General features: G+C 52.2%; 20 protein-coding genes. 3 read left to right on the top strand and 17 right to left on the bottom strand.

Annotation, left to right across the window (positions count from 1 at the left end; translation table 11 throughout):
• Window positions 1–5 precede the first annotated feature (5 nt).
• Window positions 6–740, top strand: coding sequence for an HAD family hydrolase (locus tag B1748_RS17690; protein ID WP_087569261.1), 735 nt, complete (start codon window positions 6–8; stop codon window positions 738–740).
• A gap of 18 nt (window positions 741–758) precedes the next feature.
• Here B1748_RS17690 and B1748_RS17695 read toward each other — a convergent pair whose 3' ends face one another.
• From B1748_RS17695 to pdhA, 12 genes are all read right to left on the bottom strand, one after another.
• Window positions 759–3,029: a type IA DNA topoisomerase gene (locus B1748_RS17695; RefSeq protein ID WP_087569361.1), complete on the bottom strand. Its 2,271-nt coding sequence runs from the start codon at window positions 3,027–3,029 to the stop codon at window positions 759–761.
• A gap of 38 nt (window positions 3,030–3,067) precedes the next feature.
• On the bottom strand, window positions 3,068–3,661 hold the full coding sequence (locus tag B1748_RS17700; protein ID WP_179215654.1) for a glucosaminidase domain-containing protein: 594 nt from the start codon (window positions 3,659–3,661) through the stop codon (window positions 3,068–3,070).
• 60 nt (window positions 3,662–3,721) lie between these two features.
• Window positions 3,722–4,105 (bottom strand): hypothetical protein, encoded by a 384-nt coding sequence (locus B1748_RS17705; protein WP_087569263.1) that lies wholly within the window; start codon window positions 4,103–4,105, stop codon window positions 3,722–3,724.
• A gap of 54 nt (window positions 4,106–4,159) precedes the next feature.
• Window positions 4,160–4,477 carry a hypothetical protein gene (locus tag B1748_RS17710; RefSeq protein WP_087569264.1) on the bottom strand — a complete coding sequence of 106 codons (318 nt, stop codon included), beginning with the start codon at window positions 4,475–4,477 and terminating at the stop codon, window positions 4,160–4,162.
• Between the two features lie 115 nt (window positions 4,478–4,592).
• A complete protein-coding gene (locus tag B1748_RS17715) occupies window positions 4,593–6,080 on the bottom strand; it encodes a glutamate synthase subunit beta (protein ID WP_087569265.1) in 1,488 nt (495 codons plus the stop codon).
• A gap of 238 nt (window positions 6,081–6,318) precedes the next feature.
• A complete protein-coding gene (locus tag B1748_RS17720; RefSeq protein WP_087569266.1) occupies window positions 6,319–6,810 on the bottom strand; it encodes a dihydrofolate reductase in 492 nt (163 codons plus the stop codon).
• Window positions 6,811–6,834: 24 nt separating this feature from the next.
• Window positions 6,835–7,788 carry a thymidylate synthase gene (locus B1748_RS17725; RefSeq protein ID WP_087569267.1) on the bottom strand — a complete coding sequence of 318 codons (954 nt, stop codon included), beginning with the start codon at window positions 7,786–7,788 and terminating at the stop codon, window positions 6,835–6,837.
• A gap of 38 nt (window positions 7,789–7,826) precedes the next feature.
• Window positions 7,827–8,339 (bottom strand): acyl-CoA thioesterase, encoded by a 513-nt coding sequence (locus tag B1748_RS17730; protein ID WP_087569362.1) that lies wholly within the window; start codon window positions 8,337–8,339, stop codon window positions 7,827–7,829.
• A 117-nt stretch (window positions 8,340–8,456) separates the two neighbouring features.
• Window positions 8,457–9,872 (bottom strand): dihydrolipoyl dehydrogenase, encoded by a 1,416-nt coding sequence (lpdA, locus tag B1748_RS17735; protein ID WP_087569268.1) that lies wholly within the window; start codon window positions 9,870–9,872, stop codon window positions 8,457–8,459.
• A 3-nt stretch (window positions 9,873–9,875) separates the two neighbouring features.
• The gene (locus B1748_RS17740; RefSeq protein WP_087569269.1) at window positions 9,876–11,171 is read right to left on the bottom strand and encodes a dihydrolipoamide acetyltransferase family protein; all 1,296 of its coding nucleotides are present in this window, start codon (window positions 11,169–11,171) and stop codon (window positions 9,876–9,878) included.
• A gap of 246 nt (window positions 11,172–11,417) precedes the next feature.
• Window positions 11,418–12,395, bottom strand: a complete 978-nt coding sequence (locus B1748_RS17745) for an alpha-ketoacid dehydrogenase subunit beta (protein ID WP_087569270.1) — start codon at window positions 12,393–12,395, stop codon at window positions 11,418–11,420.
• Window positions 12,396–12,415: 20 nt separating this feature from the next.
• Complete coding sequence (pdhA, locus tag B1748_RS17750; protein WP_087569271.1) at window positions 12,416–13,483, bottom strand: pyruvate dehydrogenase (acetyl-transferring) E1 component subunit alpha; 1,068 nt, start codon at window positions 13,481–13,483, stop codon at window positions 12,416–12,418.
• Between the two features lie 283 nt (window positions 13,484–13,766).
• On the opposite strand from pdhA, the gene B1748_RS17755 reads away from it, so the two are divergent.
• Window positions 13,767–14,507 carry an alpha/beta hydrolase gene (locus tag B1748_RS17755; protein ID WP_087569272.1) on the top strand — a complete coding sequence of 247 codons (741 nt, stop codon included), beginning with the start codon at window positions 13,767–13,769 and terminating at the stop codon, window positions 14,505–14,507.
• Window positions 14,508–14,632: 125 nt separating this feature from the next.
• Here B1748_RS17755 and B1748_RS17760 read toward each other — a convergent pair whose 3' ends face one another.
• Together B1748_RS17760 and B1748_RS17765 are read right to left on the bottom strand one after the other, a co-directional pair.
• Window positions 14,633–15,133: a low molecular weight protein-tyrosine-phosphatase gene (locus tag B1748_RS17760; protein ID WP_087569273.1), complete on the bottom strand. Its 501-nt coding sequence runs from the start codon at window positions 15,131–15,133 to the stop codon at window positions 14,633–14,635.
• Window positions 15,130–15,804, bottom strand: a complete 675-nt coding sequence (locus B1748_RS17765; protein ID WP_087569363.1) for a trimeric intracellular cation channel family protein — start codon at window positions 15,802–15,804, stop codon at window positions 15,130–15,132. The genes B1748_RS17760 and B1748_RS17765 overlap by 4 nt, the downstream gene beginning before the upstream one ends.
• Window positions 15,805–15,976: 172 nt before the next feature.
• On the opposite strand from B1748_RS17765, the gene B1748_RS17770 reads away from it, so the two are divergent.
• On the top strand, window positions 15,977–16,621 hold the full coding sequence (locus tag B1748_RS17770; RefSeq protein ID WP_087569274.1) for a thiamine diphosphokinase: 645 nt from the start codon (window positions 15,977–15,979) through the stop codon (window positions 16,619–16,621).
• On the opposite strand, the gene B1748_RS17775 is transcribed toward B1748_RS17770, so the two are convergent.
• From B1748_RS17775 to B1748_RS17785, 3 genes are all read right to left on the bottom strand, one after another.
• Complete coding sequence (locus B1748_RS17775) at window positions 16,618–18,582, bottom strand: endonuclease MutS2 (RefSeq protein WP_087569275.1); 1,965 nt, start codon at window positions 18,580–18,582, stop codon at window positions 16,618–16,620. The genes B1748_RS17770 and B1748_RS17775 overlap by 4 nt on opposite strands.
• Before the next feature lie 460 nt (window positions 18,583–19,042).
• Complete coding sequence (locus B1748_RS17780; RefSeq protein ID WP_256975743.1) at window positions 19,043–19,786, bottom strand: MBL fold metallo-hydrolase; 744 nt, start codon at window positions 19,784–19,786, stop codon at window positions 19,043–19,045.
• Window positions 19,787–19,824: 38 nt separating this feature from the next.
• The gene (locus B1748_RS17785) at window positions 19,825–20,496 is read right to left on the bottom strand and encodes a GNAT family acetyltransferase (RefSeq protein ID WP_087569364.1); all 672 of its coding nucleotides are present in this window, start codon (window positions 20,494–20,496) and stop codon (window positions 19,825–19,827) included.
• Window positions 20,497–20,507: the final 11 nt, after the last annotated feature.

Consider the following 20,507-nt stretch of genomic DNA (forward strand, 5'->3'; position numbering starts at 1 on the left):
CACATATGAAACAACAGATCCTGTTCGATCTCGACGACACGCTTATCTATTGCAACAAATACTTTTTCTTCGTAGTGGACCAATTCGTTGACTCCATGACCACCTGGTTTCAAGGGTACGAGGTCGTAACGGCTGACTCCGTAAGGGAGATGCAGCACGAAATCGATGTTGCTCTTATTGGAAACAGCGGCTTCAAGAGCGAACATTTCCCACAATCCTTTATTGATACCTACGCGTATTACAGCGATCTGACCGGACGCAAGCGCTCAGCCGTGGAAGTCGATTTCCTGTGGAAGCTGGGTCTTGGTGTCTACGAACATCAGACAGAGCCTTATCCCCATATGGAGCAGACGCTTGACGCGCTGGCCGAGGCGGGACATGAGCTTCATCTCTATACAGGCGGAGAGCTGCTTATCCAACGCCGCAAGATCGAGCAGATGAATTTGGAGCGTTACTTCGGCTCGCGCATCTACATTCGCCAACTAAAAAACAACGATGCCTTGGAGCAAATCCTGAAGAACAGCGATTTCGATCGGAAACACACCTGGATGATCGGCAACTCCATCCGTACGGACGTCGTACCGGCGCTAACAGCCGGCATCCACGCCATTCATATGCGGACATTGGAGGAATGGCAGTACAACGTCATTGGCATTAACGTGCAGCCTAAGGGCGCGTTCCTGACGCTGGATCATCTGCAAGATGTTCCTCCGGCGATTCACCGCTTTATTGGCAAATAATAAATAAAGGTACACAAACTAATTCTCAACAGCCAGCTCGCCGTTTGCGGCGTTTCGAACGACAATGCGGCCTTCGATGCTGCTGCCGTCATCCAGAACCAGCTTCAGCTTGGCAGTCTTGCCTTTCTCCGCAAGCGCCTTGACCTGCGCCTCCGTCAAGTTTCGGCCGAAGCTTTCCTTCCAGATGACGAACTTGCAGCCGCTGCGATAATTGGAGCAGCCATAGCCCTTGCGTCCCATAAAGAGGCGCCCGCCGCAGCCCGGTCTCGGACACGCCGCTATAGTCCGGGGCTCTCCGTCCTGGACCTGCTCCGAAGATTTCCTTGTTGTTTTTGAGGCGCCGGTTTCGCTTCTCCCTGCGGCTCCAGCTCTCCCTCTTGTAGATGAGCGCGGTCCACGAGCCGCCCCTTTTCCTCTGCCGCGCTCCGCCGACTGCTCAGACCCAAATGCCGCTACATCCGCACGCGACTGCAGTCTGACCTTCTCCACAATCATAGTGGCGAACTTCTTCACGTTGTCCATGAACTGCAGATTGGATGCCCCTCCGCGCGCAATTTCAGTTAGTCGTTTCTCCCACATCCCCGTCATTTCGGGTGAAGTAAGCAGCTCTACGCCAGCCGCACGGATGAGCTCGATGGCCGTCCTTCCCTTCTGCGTAACCAAAATCCTTTTGCCTTGCATCTCGATGTACCCCACATTTTTAAGCCGTTCGATCGTGGCCGCGCGCGTTGCAGGCGTTCCGAGCCCGGAATCCTTCATGGCATCTCGAACTTCCTCATCCTCGATCTGCTTGCCTGCGCTTTCCATCGCTTTGAGCAGCGTGCCTTCCGTATAAGCTTTGGGAGGCTGAGTGTCCTTCTCCTTCATCGCCGCATTCCGGCACAACACGGGACGATCGCGGTCAAGATGAAAGGGCTCGTTCACCTCGTCTTCTTGCTCGGCTTCCTCTTCTTTGCCCTTCTTCGTGCTTTTCTCATTGCCTTTGCTTTGGTCCGCATAAATCGCCTTCCAGCCCAAACTGAGCAATTCCTTTACGTTCGTTTTGAAGTTTTCTCCCTCTACCTCCGTCACAACGGTATGCGTTTTATATTCCGCTGCCGGATAGAAGTGGGACAAGAATCTTCGGACGATCAGATCGTACAACTTCTGCTCATCGGGGGACAATCCTCCGGCTTTGCGATTGGTAGGCAAAATCGCATGGTGATCCTCGACCTTGGTGGGATTGCATACGAACTTATTCCCCTTATGGACCAGGGAACGGTTCGCGCCTTCGGCCCATTCGTTATAGGTCGTCCCTTTTAACGATTGCAAGGTTTTATGCATCTCAGGGATGTTCTGTTCCGTCACGTAGTTAGAGTTGGTTCTCGGATATGAAATGACCTTGTGCTTCTCGTACAAGGATTGGGCGGTGTCTAACGTCTTTTTGGCCGAGAAGCCGTACTTGCCGTTCGCTTCCCTCTGCAGCAAGGTCAGGTCATACAGCTTGAACGGGTATTCCTTGACATCCTTGATCTCGTAGGTGGCAATCCTCCCCGATTTGCCCTTTACCTTGGCCGCAATCGCTTCCGCTTTTTCCTTCTCCGTCATCCGTTCGCCTTGCCACATCCCCCGATACGTCGTATCGTCCTGGATGAATGTCGCCTCCACCTCAAAATATTTCAGGGACGTAAACGCCTCGATCGTTTTCTGCCGATCGTAAATGAGGGCCAGCACGGGAGTCTGCACGCGCCCTACGGAAAGCAGGACATTATGCTTCGTCGTAAACGCGCGCGAGCCGTTCATGCCGATCAGCCAGTCCGCTTCGCTGCGCGCGGTGGCAGCCTTGGTCAAATTGTCATACTCGCTGCCTTCCTTTAGCTCCGCAAATCCTTTGCGAATCGTCTCCGGCGTCAAATCGGAGATCCAGAGCCGCTTAACGGGCTGCTTCAGCTTCAAGTGACGTTGAATAAGCGAGAAGATGTATTGCCCTTCCCGCCCGGCATCGCAGCCATTTACAAGCGAGCCGCATCGCTTGGCCAGCTCGCCGATGACTTTAAGCTGGTCGATCGTTTTGCGATTGGGCACTAGCTTGAATTGATCAGGAATAATGGGCAAATGCTGAATATTCCACTTCTTGTATTTCTCATCATAAGCGTCGGGCTCAGCGAGTCCGATTAAATGACCGATCGCCCATGTAATGATATACTGTTCGCCTTCGATATAAGTTCGATGATTTTTCGCCTTCGGTTCAATAGCGGAAGCGATGTTGCGTCCCATATCCGGCTTTTCTGCAATGACCAGCGTCTTCATCATGAGCTCCGCTCCCTCTCTAGCTTCATTCCAGGCTGCTAGGATCCATCCAATGACATTACAATGTCACGCATGATCAAGCTAACGCCTTTCGACCAGTTTGGATCCTCCGCGTATTCTCTGTTAATCCAGACAATAGGATCCACATCCGACGGCCTGTCCTTGCTGAGACGATTAATCGTCCGAGCGGCTATAGCCGATGATTGTTCGATATTCGTATTAAACTCTTCCCAGCTGTGGAAGACGTTAAATGGATTATTCGCAATTTGTTTGGCCTTCTTGTGAGTGACAGGCACGAACCCCTGCTCTTGCCCCGTAATCGCGAACAGCAATGCAGGATGAATGTCGAATTGCTCCGCGGTGTTTAGAATCGCATCCAAATAATGCTTGTCCGCCAATAACGAATTCCGTTCACTTAAATAAGCCATTAACCGTTCCCGATCGACTTCGGCATACCGCAATCCGGCAGGCAATTCGTTAAGAGCGACCGGTGGAGCCTCGACATGCTGCTGCTGGGGCACCGGTACAACGACGGAAGGACGCCCTCCTTGCAGGATGGGGGTTGCTGACTGCCACGTATATAAGGTAATAGATGCAACGATTAGCAGACATAGAAGGCCATACGTTAGCACTCGCCGACGCATGCGTTTGCTATGACTGTCTGGCATTGCAGCCGCGTTAATCGGAGACTCTCATGACCAATCCCTTATTCCGATATCCGCAGTACGTAATTCTGCAGTTGATTGCAGCTTGCGCTCCTGCTCCCTGACCCACCGATCAAGAGGCCGGCGTATCGCTTCATCATTGTGATCAAGCTCCATACATTGTTGGAAAATATCATCGCTGCAGACAGATCGATTCTCCTCTAATACGATCGTACGGATCAGTTGGCTTGTTAATGCATGTTTAACAGCCCCGTCGAAATCGGGAAGCTGTCTGTAAATGATTCGCGATACCGCATCGGCAACGATCTCAGCGCGCTTGCGGCTTGGCATCCCGGCGTATTTGTTCAATACGTAATTTCGTATCTGGCGTACGTCCCGAGGTGTAAGCACATAAGCTTGATCGGCTGTCATCCGCAGTTCCCCTCCTACGAATCTCTTACACCGATTCTACCATAACTTCCCTGCTTACGGCGAAGTTAGATTGGCGATTTCGCTTTGAATCGCTTCGCTGGCAATAAAAGCAGCAATTTGCTCCTTCTCCCCCACTGTGAAGCCGTATTCGCAGTCGCAATCCTCATCTTGCGGCAGCATTTGTACGACGGTCCCGTCATGCGTGCAGATGACCCATACCGTAAAGGCGATCATATCGCTTGGGACTGGTGTCTCTTCCTCAAGCCCAGGCTGTATATAAATATCAATCCATTGTTCATCCCTGCGCTCGATACGGAATTCGAAGGAGCTGAACTTGAGCTCGGCGACCGTATCCAATCCATATTTGATCATCGTTCATTCCTCGCTTTCCATACGATAATACCATAAAAGCAAGAAAAAGCGCCCGAGGGCGCTTTTACCTTCTCTTGACTCTTCCATGTCCTATGGAAGACGTTCCTCGGCTGCGTTAAGGCAGCATTGAGGAACCCATCAAATATTTATCAACTTCGCGAGCTACCTCGCGACCTTCGTTAATCGCCCATACGACAAGGCTTTGTCCTCGGCGCATATCGCCTGCAGCGAATACTTTATCAACGTTGGTGCTGTATTCGCCGTATTTCGCTTTGACGTTGGAACGGCGATCTTGCTCTAGACCGAGCTGGTCGATCAGCGTCGACTCCGGTCCTTCGAAGCCTACCGCGATGAAAACCAGATCTGCCGGCCATACTTTTTCCGTACCCGGGATGTCCTTGTAGATTCTGCGCCCCGTCTCATCGACCGTACGTTCGATCTGAACCGTGTGCAGTTCCTTTAGATTGCCGTTCTCGTCGCCTACGAACTTCTTCGTAAGGACGGAGAAAGCACGGGGATCATCGCCGTACAACGCTTTGGCTTCTTCTTGTGCGTAATCCAGCGTATACACATTCGGGAATTGCGGCCAAGGATTTTTGATCGGATCGCGCGTAAGCGGCGCCTTGCCGACCGTGCCAAATTGCGTAATCGACTTGCAGCCATGGCGCAATGCCGTTGCGACACAGTCTGTTCCTGTATCGCCGCCGCCGATCACGATCACGTTTTTGTCCTTGGCGGAGAGGTATTTGCCATCCTCCAGATTGGAATCCAGATAGCTTTTGATCGTACCGTTCAAGTAATCCATCGCCATATGAACGCCGTTTAGATCGCGGCCTTCGATCTCTACGTCGCGCGCCTTCGTAGCGCCTCCGCATAGAACGACCGCGTCGAATTGCGCAAGAAGCTCGCTTGCTGCAATATCCTTGCCGATCTCGGTATTCGTCACGAACTCGATGCCTTCTTCGATCATCAGATCAACACGTCTTTGTACGACATGTTTTTCCAGCTTCATTGTCGGGATGCCGTAAGTGAGCAAGCCGCCGATACGGTCAGCGCGCTCGTACACCGTTACTGTATGCCCGGCTTTGTTGAGCTGTGCCGCCGCAGCCATCCCGGCAGGACCGGATCCCACGACGGCAACTCGTTTGCCTGTACGCATTTTGGGCGGTTGCGGAACAACCCAACCTTCTTCGAAACCACGATCGATAATCGCTTGCTCGATCGTCTTGATTGTAACGGCATCGCCGATCAGGCCTACCGTGCAAGAACCTTCGCATGGAGCAGGACAAACGCGGCCGGTAAATTCCGGGAAATTATTTGTTTTGTGCAGGCGTTCAAGCGCTTCGCGCCATAACCCTCTATAGATCAAGTTATTCCATTCTGGTATGAGATTGTTGACCGGACAGCCGGAGACGGATCCAGCCAGCTCTATGCCCGTATGGCAATAAGGAGTGCCGCAGTCCATGCAGCGCGCGCCTTGCGTGCGAAGCTGCTCGTCTGACAGATGCTTGTGGAACTCGTTCCAATCTTTAATGCGCTCAATCGGGTCGCGATCGGCTGGCAGTTCGCGCTGATATTCCATAAATCCCGTTGGTGTAGACATGATCGCTATTCCTCCATCCGTATTCCCGTTTGCTGCATCTCCTGCTCTCTCTAAAAATATATCGGGAATCCATTCATTTTTCAACCGTTTCAACCCGTTGTAAATTTCGGTAACTATAATATAATATCCTAGCATTCCGGTGACGGGATGGTTAATGGATTATCCGTACAATCATTTGCACTAATTGACAAATCGTTCGTCAAATCATGTCTACACCGCAGGAAGCAGTCAAATTCATCTATAGTCGCTCATGGGTTACGAAAGTGAAGGCGTAGGCATTGCGTTCATCCGGCTCCTTGCGATCGCCGACGATACGCCGCCATTCCTTTGGATTGAATTCGGGGAAAGCCGCGTCTCCACCTATGATCTCTGTCTCAACTTCCGTCAGCAATATTTTGTTTGCGTAAGGAAGGAACTGCGCGTAAATGTCGGAGCCTCCGATAATCATCAGCTCTTCGTCCTCCGGGATCAATCGAAGCGCTTCTTCAACGGAATGAACAATCTCGCTGCCCGGAAGCTCGAGGTCTTTCTGACGGGTCAATACAATATTGCGTCGATTGGGAAGCGGCTTGCCGCCTAGCGATTCGAATGTTTTGCGTCCCATCAATACGGTCTTTCCCAAAGTGTTCGCTTTGAAAAAAGCCATCTCCGCAGGAAGCTTCCATGGCATGGCATTGCCCTTGCCGATTGTACGATTGCGGTCCATCGCCGCGATTAATGTTATGGTCAATGTTCTAACCTCTCTTCAGGGGCATCAGACCGCTACCGGCGCTTTGATCGCCGGATGCGGATCATAACCTTCCAATAACAAGTCCGAAAGCTCGAACTGGAATACAGAACGCTTGTCCGGATTTATGCGCAAGATCGGCAACGCTTTTGGCTCGCGGCTCAACTGAGCTTCGATTTGCTCCAAATGATTGCTATAAATATGCGCGTCTCCCAGCGTATGGACAAAGTCGCCGACTTCCAAGCCGCATTCGTGCGCCACAAGATGCGTCAGGAGCGCGTAGCTTGCTATATTAAACGGGATGCCCAAGAAGATGTCGCCGCTGCGCTGATACAGCTGACAGGACAGCTTGCCTTCCGCCACGTAGAATTGGAACATCGTGTGGCACGGCGGCAAAGCCATGGTCGGCACATCCTCCGGATTCCAGGCCGATACGATTAATCTCCGCGAATCCGGATTGCTCTTGATCGTGCGGATGACATCGCCAAGCTGATCGATCGTCTCCCCCCGCGCGGTCTTCCATGCCCGCCATTGTTTCCCGTAGACATCCCCTAGCTCGCCATAACGCTCGGCAAACGACTCGTCTTCCAGAATTTTGGACTTGAAGGCAGCCATCTCCAGCTTGTACGCCTCCGCGAACGTTTCATCCCGTTGGGAGCGCAGGCCGAAGTCGGTCATATCTGGACCCGAATATTCGTTGCTTTCCACCCACCGCTTAAACGCCCACTCATTCCATATATTGTTGTTGTTCTGCAACAAATATCGGATGTTTGTGTCGCCTCGCATGAACCAGAACAGCTCGCTCGCAATCATTTTAAAGGATACGCGTTTTGTTGTTAATAACGGAAAACCTTCCGACAGCGGGAATCTCATCTGATAGCCGAACGTCGAAATCGTGCCCGTACCCGTTCGGTCTTCCTTGCGGACGCCATTATTGAGCACGTCTCGCAGCAACTGCAAATATTGGTTTTCGCTGCTCATAACCCTATCGCTCCTTGCTTATTTATCCCAGTATTATATCACGCCTTTGACGTTCTGTCGCTCTTGCGAGCCTTCCGAAGCTCATGTCTCGCCGGAGCGCTGGCATGAAGCTGACGTTCCAATTCCGACTCGGGGAACACTTTGGATATCTCGGCAGGCTTGCCGTTCTCGTCCAGTGCCACAAAGGTAAAGAAAGCAGTAACAGTCGTTTTACGTGAGCCTGTGTACAAATTTTCGGAGTTCACGGACACATAAATTTCCATGGAGCTGCGTCTGGTCCACGTCACGAATGCTTCCACTTCAATAACCTCGCCTACATGGATAGGAGCGAGAAAATCAAGGCTGTCTGTCGACGCAGTCACAACCCGCATGCGAGCGTGCCTCATGGCGGATATGGCCGCAACTTTGTCCATGTATTCCATAAGCTTGCCGCCGAACATTGTATCATGATGATTAGTATCCAGGGGGAAGATGAGCTGTGTCATCAACGTTCTGGAGTCTTTGGACGGTTTGGCCGGAAGCTGAACCTTTTCGTTGCTTTCAGACATCATGTTATCCATCTCCTTACGATCATTAACGCCGTTAACGAAAAGATTGACAATGAGCAAAAGAGGCCGCGCCGCATCCAATGCGGCGAGACCTCTTGTCGATTATAGGATAATACTCAATTATTTGACGAAAGTGTGGATCGGATGTCCGAGCGCAACCTCGGCAGCGTCCAGCACGATCTCTCCCAGTGTAGGGTGAGCGTGAATCGTCAGAGCGATATCTTCAAGCGTAGCGCCCATCTCGATAGCCAGAGCAAGCTCGGCGATCATGTTGGATGCTTCCAGACCGATGATTTGCGCGCCAAGCACAAGACCGGATTCAGCGTCGGATACCAGCTTCACGAAACCTTCGTTGGCGTTAAGCGACATGGCGCGGCCGTTGATCGCGAACGGGAATTTGCCCACTTTTACATTGTGGCCTTGCTCCTTCGCTTCCTTCTCGCTCAGGCCGACGCTTGCGCATTCGGGATCGGAGAAGCAGACGGCAGGCACGCATTTATAGTCGACAACGCTTGACTGACCAGCAATCGCTTCTGCGGCAATGCGTCCTTCGTACATCGCTTTGTGCGCAAGAGCAGGACCTGCAATAATGTCGCCGATGGCGAAGATATGCGGGATGCTCGTGCGGCATTGCTGGTCGACTTCGACCAGACCGCGGTCCGTCATTTTGACGCCGATCAGGTCCAGACCAAGCTCGCCGTCCGTATTAGGACGACGGCCGACCGTTACGAGCAAGTAATCAGCCGTTACTTTCTCTTCTTTGTCGCCTACCGTGTAAGTGACCGTAACGTCTTTGTCCGTTTGCTCCGCGCTTTTCGCTTGCGCGCCGGTAACGATATCGACATTCGTGCCTTTCAGCTTCTTCGCGACGATCGAGGACATGTCTTTGTCGAAGCCAGGCAGGATGGAATCGGAACCTTCGATTACCGTTACTTTCGTACCGAACTTGGAGTACATTTGGCCAAGCTCGATGCCGATGTAGCCGCCGCCGATAACGACAAGGCTCTTCGGAACTTCAGGCAGGCTCAGCGCGCCTGTCGAAGATACGATGCGGCCGCCGTAAGGGAATGCCTTCAGCTCGATCGGACGGGAACCCGTAGCGATAATGCAGTTCTTGAAACGGTAGCGCGGCGCTTCTTGATCGTTGAAGACGCGTGCTTCGTTCTCGTTGATGAACATGACTTCGCCATGGAAATATTGGATTTTGTTCGCCTTCAGCAGGGAAGCAACGCCGCCCGTCAGCTTTTTGACGATTCCGTTTTTAAACTCTTGCACTTTGTCAAAATTAACCTTCGCTTCGCCCACTTCAATGCCGAATGCGGAAGCGTGGCTGATGGACTCGTATTGATGAGCTGCGCTGATCAGAGCTTTGGAAGGAATACAGCCAACGTTTAGACATACGCCGCCGACATGTTCCTTCTCTACGACCAATACGTTTTGGCCGAGCTGAGCCGCGCGGATGGCGGCTACGTAACCGCCGGGACCTGCGCCGATGACTAGAGTGTCAATATCCAGGGAAGCATCTCCAACTACCATATGTTAAACCTCCATAATGAACAGTTCAGGCTGCGCCAGAAGCTGTTTAATGTAGTTCATAAAGTTCTGAGCCGTTGCGCCGTCGATGAGACGATGGTCGAAGCTCAGGGACAGAGCCATAACCGGAGCGGCGACGATTTCACCGTTGCGAACAACCGGCTTTTCCGAAATCCGGCCGGTACCTAGAATCGCGACTTCAGGGAAGTTGATGACCGGCGTAAAGAACATGCCGCCAGCGGAACCGATATTCGAGATCGAGATCGTGCTGCCTCTCAGTTCATTCGCCGTCAGTTTGCCGTCGCGGCCGCGAGCTGCAAGGTCGCGGATGGAATCGGCAACCATAAACAGGTTTTTGCGATCCGCGTCTTCGATAACCGGAACGATCAAGCCGTTGTCCGTATCCGTTGCGATACCGATATTGTAATACTTGCGATAGACGATCTCTTGATTTGCTTCGTCCAGCGTCGAGTTCATGATCGGGAACTGGCGGCAAGCGGCCACGAGCGCCTTAACGATGAACGGCAAGTAAGTCAGCTTGGAGCCTTTTTTCTCTGCGTATGGCTTGTATTTCGCACGAAGGGCAACCAGCTCGGTAACGTCCACTTCGTCCATAATGGTCACATGCGGAGCCGTGTATACCGATTTGACCATCGCGTTTGCGATTGCTTTGCGGATACCCTTAAATGGTACGCGCTCTTCTGGACGGTATGCCGTTCCGGAAGCTGCCGGAGCCGCGGATTTCGTTTCGCTTGCAGCTGGAGCTTCTTGTGCCGCGCTGGCTGCAGGAGCTTCAGTCGAAGCTGCAGGAGCGCCGCCAAAGCCGTTTACGTCTTCGCGAGTTATGCGGCCGTTTTTGCCCGTGCCGGACACTTGCGCTAAATCTACGCCCTTTTCGCGAGCGAACTTGCGCACGCTTGGCGTTGCAAGCACTTGCGAGTTTGCCTGTTTCGCTTCGGATGGAGCCGGAGCGGATGGTGCTGCAGCTGCCTCGGGAGCAGGAGCCGCTTCTTCCTTTTTCTCTTCGGATGGAGCTGGCTGCGCGCTCTCCGGAATGTCGCCTTCCGCGTCGATTACCGCGACAAGCTCTCCGACGTGGCATACCTGACCGTCTTTAACCAATACTTCTAGCACCGTGCCATTAACAGGACAAGGGACTTCTACGATTGCCTTGTCATTCTGTACTTCCATAATAATATCATCGTCCGTTACTTTAGCGCCCGGCTTGATGAGCACTTTGACGATTTCGCCTTCATGCAGGCCTTCGCCTAGCTCGGGGAATCGATATTCGAATTTAGCCACCAATGACAACCTCCTTTAAGTGGTTGTTCAAAAAGTCCGATTCCCATTACGAAGTATGCCAAGTAGCATAGTCGACATCGAATATTGAATGCAGGCGAAACTTCCGGTGCTCACATAGCTCTGCTATGCTCCGCTCCTCATTTTCTACCTGCCTTCAATCTTCTCGGTACTGATAACCGAACTTTTTGAACTCGATCTTTAAAAACTTCTTAATAACCGTATTCCTACCGGAATGAAACAATAAATTTAGAAATTAATGACTTTCTGAGCAGCGGCGACGATACGAGCCGGAGTAGGCAGCCAAGTGTCTTCGATCTGAGCGAACGGATATACCGTGTCAGGGCCGGCTACGCGAAGCACCGGAGCCTCCAGATGCAGAATCGCTTTTTCGTTAATTTGGGCAATAACCTCAGCCGCTACGCCGGAAGTTTTCTGAGCTTCTTGCACGACGATCGCACGGTTCGTCTTTTGGATAGAAGCGACAAGGGTGTCGATATCGAGCGGCACCAGGGAACGAAGGTCGATGACTTCGGCTTTGATGCCTTGTTTCTCAAGCTCGTCTGCTGCCTTAACGGCAGTATGCACCATCATGCCATATGCAATGATCGTCACGTCGCTGCCTTCGCGAACAACGTTCGCTTTGCCGATCTCGATCGTGTACTCGCCCTCTGGAACGTCAGCTTTAAACGCGCGATACAAATTCAGATGCTCCATAAAGAAGACCGGATCGTTATCGCGGATCGCGGAGATCATGAGACCTTTTGCATCGTATGGATTGGACGGAATAACAACCTTGATGCCCGGCGTTTGAACAGCCAGACCTTCCAGGGAATCCGTATGCAGCTCGGCTGCCTTAACGCCGCCGCCGAAAGGTGTGCGGAATACGATCGGCGAGTTATAGCGGCCGCCGGAGCGGTAACGCATGCGGGCAGCTTGAATGAACATTTGATCAAGTGCTTCGTAGATGAAACCAACGAATTGGATCTCGGCGATGGGACGGAAGCCTTGAAGCCCCATGCCAACAGCCATACCCGCAATCGCGGATTCCGCAAGCGGAGTATCGAACACGCGGTCTTCCCCGAATTCTTCCTGCAAACCTTCCGTTACGCGGAATACACCGCCGACCTTACCTGCGTCCTCGCCAAAGATCAGCACGTTCTCATCCCGTTTCAATTCTACGCGCATCGCATCGCGAATCGCTTCAAGCATATTCATTTGTGCCATGTTGGTTTACTCCTCCCCTATTATTGGAAATCCGCTTTTTGTTCTTCCAGGTACTTAGGCGTTGTTTCGAACATCGTATCGATCAGGCCGGCAACTGTCATTTTTTCCACGGCTTCGGCTTTTTTGATGTTTTCGTTTACGGTCGCTTTCGCTTCTTCTTTAACACGGTTCGTATCTTCCTCGGACCACAGTCCTTTTTTCTCGAGATACTTGCCGAAACGGATCAACGGATCCTTTAACGACCATTCTGCTTCCTCGTCCTTCGTCCGGTACTTCGTTGTATCGTCAGCCATGGAGTGCGGACGGAAACGGTACGTCAGAAGTTCGATCAGCGTAGCGCCTTCGCCATTGCGGCCGCGCTCCGCTGCGTCACGCACGGCTTTGATGACGGCCAGAACGTCCATGCCGTCCACTTGCACGCCTTTGATGCCGGCGGCAACCGCTTTGTGAGCGACGGACAATGCAGCTGTCTGCTTCGAATACGGAGTCGTGATGGCGTAACCGTTGTTCTGAACCACGTAGATCGCAGGCAGCTTGTATACGCCGGCGAAGTTAAGACCTTCGTAGAAATCGCCTTCGGAGGATCCGCCGTCACCTGTGTACGTAATGGCAACGCGCTTTTCGCCCTTTTTCTTAAATGCCATGGCAACGCCAGTCGCGTGCAGGACTTGCGCGCCGATGATGATTTGCGGCATCAGAACGTGTACGTCCTCTGGAATTTGGCCTCCGGCTTGATGGCCGCGCGAATATAGGAATGCCTGGTACATTGGAAGACCGTGCCACACAAGCTGTGGCATGTCGCGGTAGCCCGGGCAGATAAAATCGTCTTTGTTAAGGGCGTATTCGCTGCCGATCATGGAAGCTTCTTGGCCGGATACAGGCGCGTAGAAGCCGAGACGTCCTTGACGGCCGAGGTTAACGGCACGCTCGTCCCATGTGCGGGTAAATACCATGCGGTACATAACTTCTTTCAGTTGCTCGTCAGTTAATTCCGGCAGCAGGTCCGGATTTACCACTTCTCCATCGAGCGACAATACGGACATTGGTGTAACCGGTTCCGTCTGAACTTCGTATGGCAGTTTGCTCATTTTGAACGCTCACCTCAATCAAAATATTTGAAAAACGGGTATCTCTGTTATAGAATTATTATAAACCTGTTTAACAAAAATGGTCAAAGCAAAAAACAAAAAAACCGTTGTTTTTTCGCTGATTCAGGCTGTTCTGTTAAGAAATTGTATATGCTACAGAATCCAATTCCCACTATAACAGCATAATACAACTGTTTCCCTTCGGACGTATGTTGCACTTTACCTTACTATTGTTTGCCCACATCTGCCGTATTCCATTCCAAATATAAAGGAGATTTCTTGCATGACGGACGATCGTTATTTAAAGAGAACCATACTGAAGGAAACCGTACCCAGCCGCTATCTTGCGGAGGGAGAACGCCAAGTGCGCATTTTCCTTCCCCCGGGATATAACGAGCTGTTAAGTTATCCTGTCGTATATTGTCAGGATGGCGAAGATTTTTTTAATTTCGGCAGAGTTGCTACATCCGCAACTAAGCTCATCCTCGATGAAGGTCTGGAACCTTTCATCATCGTCGGCGTCGATGTCGACAAGAAACACCGCACCGACGAATACGCCGCCGATGGCAGCCGTCATGGAGCATATCTGCGGTTCTTTGCAGAGGAGCTGCTGCCGTTCGTAGAAGAACGGTACCCCGTTCGTAAAGAGCCGGAGGATCGACTGCTCGCAGGAGATTCATTAGGCGGTACGGTTTCGCTACACTTGGCGCTTGAATACCCTCAGCTGTTTACGAGAGTCATATCGATGTCCGGCGCCTTCTTTGCCAGCTCGCAAGCGGTCATCGATCGAAACTACGATCTGGAATGGCTGGATATCTATATGATCGTCGGGCTTCAGGAAACGGAATACGAAACGACGGACCGCGGCGTACACGATTTTCTCGCGCTCAATCGTAATGCCAAAGCTCTGCTGGAGCACAAAGGCGCCCGCATCTACTACGAAGAGAAGGACGGGAAACATCAGTGGGGCTTCTGGCAGAAAGAGATTCCTGCTGCTCTCGCTTATTTCATCGAGGTGGAATAATACTTCGCCAGGCGAACAAAAGACTGCATGCCGTACAAGCCCGACATGCAGTCTTATTTGTTGTTTAGGGGATTAAGAATGAAGGCGGCTTCCTTCTTGAGATCTTAAGAATGGATTTTCCTTCCTCACAGGTTCTTCTCCACCCGGATCCGGCCCAGCAACGCCTTGCATCCCGCTTCCACCAGCTCATAAACTTCTTCGAAATTGCCCGTATAATAAGGGTCTGGCACATCCGAGATGCCGTGACCAGGCAGCAATTCCATGAATGTAAAGACGGCTGGGTCCCCTTCCACTCCATTGCGGTCGGAAGCGGCTTGGAAGACACACTTGGCGTCTTTCAAGTTTTTGGCGTCCATGCAGACGATATAGTCGAACCCATTATAATCGCCGCCATTTACTTGTCTTGCAGTCATGCCTTCATACGTAATACCGTGATGATCCAGCAGCTTGCGCGTGCCTTCATGCGGCGGATGACCGAGATGCCAGTCGCCCGTTCCCGCCGAATCGACCTTGATAGTCTCCTCCAACCCTTCCTGCTTCACCAGATGACGCATAACGGCCTCCGCCATCGGCGAACGGCAAATATTGCCGAGACATACGAACAGTACATTGCTAGTTGCGCTCATGACTTATCCAACTCTTTCTTTTTCATTTTATTATTCCGTTCCGCCGCAACCGCAGACGCAGCGAATGCGCCCCTTAATGATCGGCGAGGCAGCCGCCACTTGTAATAGACGGACATCATGCGGAACATAATGATGATGCCGAATAACACCAGCAGTTCAATCGACGTTTTGGCCCATTCAAGTCCAATGCAGAGTCCGCCAAGCATCGCCCACACCGCGTAGATTTCGTCCTTGAGCACGAGCGGCTTGCGTCCCGCAAGCACGTCGCGGATAATTCCCCCGCCAATTCCCGTCAACATGGCTGCCACAAGCACTGCGCTTATAGGATGCCCCATTTGGGTGGCATATAAGGCGCCTTGGATGGCGAACGCCGATAAACCGATGGCATCAAAGAAGGCCTCGCTCCTTCTCCATCGTAAGATCCAACGCACCGGCAGAACAAAGGCAATTGTCATGGCGATAAGCGCCACCTTGAACAGATAGCCCTGACTCCACAGCATCGTGACCGGCATGCCGATAAGCAGGTTTCGAATAACACCCCCGCCGAATGCCGTAACGAGCCCAAGCACGTATACGCCCAAAATGTCGTATTCTTCCTCCATCGCGACAACCGCTCCGCTGACCGCGAACGCAATCGTGCCGATCAAGCTGAAGACGTTAAAAATATCCATACCCACCGCCCCGATCAATGTAGCGAATGATCGCCTTATGTCCTTTCCCATTTTAGCGCCGCCCCGCAACTTCCGCAACGACAATTTTCGTCTAGATTTGCATTGCCCAATATACGCTGCTGGCGCTATACTGTACACAGCTTTAACCTGCATGGAAAGGATGTTGAATGGCATGCTCGACAGCTATACAATCGTCATTACCTCGGGAGGATCTTTAGGAGACTGGGCAATCCCCTATGTGCGAGAGGGCAAGGTGCTCATCGGTGCGGACAGCGGAGCACTATTCCTGATCGAACAAGGTTATCGTCCTGATATCGCGATCGGCGACTTCGATTCTGTGACGGCTGAAGAGCTGGAACGGATTAAGGACAACAGCGGCAAGACGATTCAGTGCGATCCCATCGACAAAAACTTTACCGACACCGAGATGGCCTTCCGTCTTGCGTTGGACATGAAGCCAACAAATATTGTGCTGCTGGGCGCGCTCGGCACACGCTTCGATCACTCTCTGGCGAATGTCCATCTGCTTGCGCTCGCGGACGAGAATGGCGTCGCCGCCTCCATCGCGGATGCGACGAATCGGATCAGCTTGATCTCGCAAGATGCATATGTGGATCGACTCGAGCATCCGCAAGTGTCTCTGCTTCCATTGTCGCATGCCGTGACCGGCATTACGCTGGAGGGGTTCCAGTATCCGCTTGGCGACGCCACGCTTACAATCGGACAATCATTGGGAATAAGCAACGTCCTCCTTCAAGAAAGAGGCATGATCCGCCTCAAGCAAGGGCGTCTTCTCGTTATCCAAAGCCGGGATTAGGATCGTTCGTCCGGTTTGATGATGATTTCGACGCCTTCCGCATGCTTGCGGTTCATCAAATGGCGGGCCTTGCGGTTCTCCTTCGACTCGAATACGATATCGAGGTCATACGATTCGCCAGGGTACAGCTTCTCCTTGGCGATATACGGCTTCACTCGCTTGTGATTGAATTTCAGCTTCTGCCCCTGTACTTGAACGATTAAATTGCCGCGTTCATCCGTCTCCTTAAATACGACTCCGGCGCGCTTTAGCGGGTAGATCCATACGACGTCGCCTTTAGCGTAAGCTCGCGTTTTGCCCCCTGGAGAATCAGCAGGTAAATCAGCCTTGCCGGCCGTTTCGTGGCTTTCCTGCCTGGCGCCATCATTGCCCGTAATCTGGCTGTTGATATCGCCGCTGTTCGCCGCAGGAATTTCCAAGTACGTTTCGCTCCCTCCTTTAAAACTCAGCAATTCCTCCGCCCTGGCCATAACGGTCTCGGGAATTCCAAATCGTCTCGCGATCGCGAAAGCATGACTGTCGCCCGCTTCCCCTATCTCCAAACGATAGAGCGGCCTGAGCGTATCGGGATCGAACGCCATTCTCCCGTTCTGACAGCCTTCGGTTCGAGATGCGAACGTCTTGATTTCGTTAAAATGGGTCGTTGCCGCCAGCTTGGCGCCTTGGCGCTTCAACTGCTCCAGAACGGCGATCGACAACGCGATCCCTTCGGAGGGGTCCGTTCCGGCTGCAAGTTCATCAAGCAAAAGCAGAGACTTGCCTGCAGCCAAGCGGAGCATATCTTTTAAGACGGATATATGGGACGAGAATGTGCTGAGCGACTGCTCAAGACTTTGCCCATCGCCGACATCCGCTTCGATGTGCGCAAACATGCCCAGCACGCTTTCCGGCGCCGCTGGCACAAGCAATCCGCATTGGTTCATGATGACCAGCAGTCCCATCGTCTTTAACGTGACCGTCTTGCCGCCGGTATTGGGTCCCGTGATCATAAGCTGATTCCACTTCAGTCCCAGCTCGACGCTTAGAGGCACGCAGCTTTCTCCAAGGAGAGGATGCCTTGCTTCTACAAGCGACACGATCGGTTTGTCGGACAAACCGACGCGAACGCCGCCGCAGCTTCTTGCATACTTGCCTCTCGCAATGATGAAGTCGAAGATCGCCATCGCCTGCACGTTCGTTTTCAACTCGGAGGCATATTTTTCAGCTTCGTCTGACAAACGCGACAACACGATCGTTCGTTCCCTCTCTTCGGCCGCTTTCCATTGATGGAGCTCCAGCTGCATCTCCGCCACTTCCACGGGTTCGATAAACAAAGTCTGACCGCTGGCCGATTCGTCCAGTACAGTACCGGGTACATTTTTGCGGAGCTCCCGCTTGACAGACAACACGAATCTTCCGCTTCTTTTGCTAATGACGGCTTCTTGCAGACTGCTCTTGTATTTCCCCATCGCTCCAGCCATACGTTTCCCGATTTGATCCTCCACGATATGTGTCTGACGCCGAATATAGCTTAAATCAGGACTTGCCTCATCTGTCAGCATCCCGAATCGAATACATGTGTTCAACTGCTCGCGCAGATCAGGGCAGTCGTTCATGGAGTCCGCATATCCGGCTATCGTTGGGGCTTGCTGTCGCTTGGCGTTCATATACCTTTTCATTTGGTACACTGACGTTAGCCACACGCCAAGCTGCTCCAGCTCCTGCTCGTTATATATTCTGCCCTTGCCTAAAAGAGAAAGGAAAGGATCAATGCCTTCCATGGCTGACAAAGGGATGCTGGCACCTCCTGCAAGCAGATTTGCAGCCTCCTCCGTCTCGCGGAGCCATGCGGCTACACGAGTGTAGTCTCCGCTTGGCCGCATGGCTTCCGCCAATTGGAGTCCCGCCGGGGAAAGAGTAAAATGCGCCACTTGTTCTTTCACTTTATGAAATTCCAGTTTTCTCAACGTTTGTTCGTTCACTTATCAACAGCTCCTTTTTTGAGAAAAAAAATAGACAGGAACAGAACGCGGGCGCGTTCCGTTCCTGTCCAGTTATGGGCATGGCAGTCCAAACTTCTGCATGCTTACGTTCCGTTCTCCCTGAAGGCCGACGAAAAGGGTAACGGAAAATAGACGCAAAAAAACCGTGCTGCAAAGAGCACGGTGATCAGACTGTCAGCCCGTAGGTAAACAGACGGAAATCCACATGTTCTCAACTCTAGGATTCGAATTACAAAATACACCCTGCGTAGTCCGTTCTGCGAACAGACCTATAGCGGGAGAACTTCATAATTCCAATATGATCCTTTTTTAAGAGTTAAGAACACCGGCAGTCATTAAAATTTCCCCTTCCGAATACCAAAAACTATCCTCATCATACAAAATGAAGTCGCCTTCGTCAAGCGTTAATGGTTCCGTTAAACTTCGCAGCCCTTTTCAGTCAGGAACGGGTTACCTCGATTTGCATGCCTGTATGCGCAAAAGCCATTCCTGCCGGAAGTTCATCCCCTCTGGCGATATCGATGTCGTGAGACATATGTGTCAGAATGATCCTTCCAGGCTGCCAATTCCGCGCCAGTCCGATCGCCTCCTCGACATCATAAACGGATCGCGTCTCCATCGGATATGGTTCTCGGAAGAAGCTTGTTCCCAGAATAATCAGATCCGCCCTTGCCATCGGCTTCTGCTGTTCCTCCGTCAGTTCAATCGCATCCGGGCAATAGATCCAGCGATACCCCGTATGAGCGTGTTGGAACGAAAAAGCATAAGCGTATCCGTTCTTTCCATGATTGACCCTCCAGCTGCTAGCCTTCCAAGCCCCGATCATCATCGGAGCGTCGAACGGCTTGAACTCGATTCGGCTGGCGATCCACGGGAATCTCTGAAGGATTTCCTCAATAACCTCGGTCGGGGCGTGAGCCGCTCCTGTCTTCCCCGTCCAGCGGCAAACATCATACCACTCGGGTAGACCGCCAATATGATCGTAATGGGCATGCGTAATAAGCATACGGTCTATATCCCGCAGATGGGCCGCCTCCATTTGCCGGCCGAAGTCCGGGCCGCAATCGATCCAGGTTGTTCCTGCATCGGCATCCTGCCATTGCAAGGATGGCCGCAAGCGCAGGTTTTCGCCTGTCCCTCTCGCTTCCATGCACACCTCGCATTCGCAATAGATGCGAGGCACTCCCTGAGAATCTCCCGTCCCCCGAAAGATCAATGTACTCATAGAGCGAGCAGACGTACTTCTTCCCGGGATCTCAGCTGCTGGATCATGTCCAGCCATGCTTGAGGCTTATTCGGCAGCGCGGAATAATAAGTCGTCAGGAACTCTACGACGAGCGCGGCAGGAATGGCATCAAGCTCCTCGCCGCGGGGTAGAAAACAGAGATCCAGCTCGGACACCGCTTCACCCGTATGCTCCCAGGAAGGATGAACGTAAGTCAGGTCCAGACGCCGGTATCCGATATGCGACAATACCTCACGACGCACAATGGGATTCATTGGAGATACGCCGCCGAATTCATGCGAGACCGCCCGATAGGGATCGTATACCTCCGCAAACATGCCGATAGGCTCCGTACCTGATTGCTCCGCAAGCCGCTTCAAATCCTTCTCCCTGTTCGTCAGCAGGAATCGGCCGATTCCGAGTGCAGGCTTGCCAATGATGGTGAAATCCGTCATCGCTACGCGCATGTCCGGATAATAGCGATATTCGGTCGCGCCTACCACAGCTTCCTCCTTGAGCGCAACATAAACATGGATGCCGGGATCTTGCAGCGGCTCAGCCCAAAGATCATAAGCCAACACTTCCTCAGGCGGGAATATCGTGCCAAGCAGCTCATGGAGGGAGCGGAAATGCGGATCTTGAATAGATTGGATACGATGATAAGTCAACATGGATATTC

It is taken from the genome of Paenibacillus sp. MY03, assembly GCF_002165585.1.
GTDB classification, from domain to species: Bacteria; Bacillota; Bacilli; order Paenibacillales; family Paenibacillaceae; genus Pristimantibacillus; species Pristimantibacillus agaridevorans.

Coding starts and splice junctions, on each gene's coding strand:
- B1748_RS17690 (WP_087569261.1), top strand. CDS start 6: ATGAAACAACAGATCCTGTTCGATCTCGACGACACGCTTATCTATTGC.
- B1748_RS17695 (WP_087569361.1), bottom strand. CDS start 3,029: ATGAAGACGCTGGTCATTGCAGAAAAGCCGGATATGGGACGCAACATC.
- B1748_RS17705 (WP_087569263.1), bottom strand. CDS start 4,105: ATGACAGCCGATCAAGCTTATGTGCTTACACCTCGGGACGTACGCCAG.
- B1748_RS17710 (WP_087569264.1), bottom strand. CDS start 4,477: ATGATCAAATATGGATTGGATACGGTCGCCGAGCTCAAGTTCAGCTCC.
- B1748_RS17715 (WP_087569265.1), bottom strand. CDS start 6,080: ATGTCTACACCAACGGGATTTATGGAATATCAGCGCGAACTGCCAGCC.
- B1748_RS17725 (WP_087569267.1), bottom strand. CDS start 7,788: ATGAGCAGCGAAAACCAATATTTGCAGTTGCTGCGAGACGTGCTCAAT.
- B1748_RS17730 (WP_087569362.1), bottom strand. CDS start 8,339: ATGATGTCTGAAAGCAACGAAAAGGTTCAGCTTCCGGCCAAACCGTCC.
- lpdA (WP_087569268.1), bottom strand. CDS start 9,872: ATGGTAGTTGGAGATGCTTCCCTGGATATTGACACTCTAGTCATCGGC.
- B1748_RS17745 (WP_087569270.1), bottom strand. CDS start 12,395: ATGGCACAAATGAATATGCTTGAAGCGATTCGCGATGCGATGCGCGTA.
- pdhA (WP_087569271.1), bottom strand. CDS start 13,483: ATGAGCAAACTGCCATACGAAGTTCAGACGGAACCGGTTACACCAATG.
- B1748_RS17755 (WP_087569272.1), top strand. CDS start 13,767: ATGACGGACGATCGTTATTTAAAGAGAACCATACTGAAGGAAACCGTA.
- B1748_RS17760 (WP_087569273.1), bottom strand. CDS start 15,133: ATGAGCGCAACTAGCAATGTACTGTTCGTATGTCTCGGCAATATTTGC.
- B1748_RS17765 (WP_087569363.1), bottom strand. CDS start 15,804: ATGGATATTTTTAACGTCTTCAGCTTGATCGGCACGATTGCGTTCGCG.
- B1748_RS17770 (WP_087569274.1), top strand. CDS start 15,977: ATGCTCGACAGCTATACAATCGTCATTACCTCGGGAGGATCTTTAGGA.